The 653-nt window shown below is 65.4% G+C and carries 1 protein-coding gene; it reads left to right on the top strand.

Annotation, left to right across the window (positions count from 1 at the left end; all coding sequences use genetic code 11):
* Positions 1-563, top strand: a 563-nt coding sequence (locus ACFFIC_RS09040) for an IS630 family transposase (protein WP_377049849.1), incomplete at its 5' end; no start/stop codon positions are given.
* Positions 564-653: the final 90 nt, after the last annotated feature.

Genomic DNA, 653 nt, shown 5'->3' with positions numbered 1-653 from the left:
CGGCCCATCGACGCCACTGGCGGGTCTGGCAGCGCTACATGGACCCCGAGCGCTTCGTTTTTCCCGATGAGACCGGCGCCGCCACGAACATGGTCCGCCGCTACGGCTGGGGACCACGGGGCGAGCGCTTGGTCGATACCACGCCGCATGGCCACTGGCGCACCACCACCTTTATCGCGGGCCTGCGCAGCACCGGCCTTGTCGCGCCTCTCGTGCTGGACGGCCCGATGACCGGTGAGGCGTTCCTCGCCTACATCGGACAGTTCCTCGCCCCCACTCTCTCCAAGGGCGACGTCGTGGTTCTCGACAACCTCACCGCTCACAAGGTCACCGGTGTGCGTGAGGCGATCCGCGCCACCGGTGCCAGCTTGCTCTACCTGCCGCCCTACTCCCCCGACCTGAACCCAATCGAGCAGGTCTTCGCCAAGCTGAAGGCGCTGCTCCGAAAGGCCGCAGCGCGCACCCGTGAGGCACTCTGGATCACCATCGGCCGACTGCTCGGAAACTTCACCCCAGCCGAGTGCAGGAACTACCTCGCCAACTCAGGCTATGCGTTCGAGTAAGGCGGAAAAGCTCTAGACCCAAGCGCTGCCTATTTGCCCTGACGTGCTTTATGGTTCGGGGTGAGGTTTGCTGGACGGCGAAACGCCCCG

The sequence above is a fragment of the Muricoccus vinaceus genome (assembly GCF_042433125.1).
Classification (GTDB): domain Bacteria; phylum Pseudomonadota; class Alphaproteobacteria; order Acetobacterales; family Acetobacteraceae; genus Roseomonas; species Roseomonas vinacea.
Note: the sequence above shows the minus strand (reverse complement) of the source record. Positions and strands in the feature narration are given on the sequence as shown.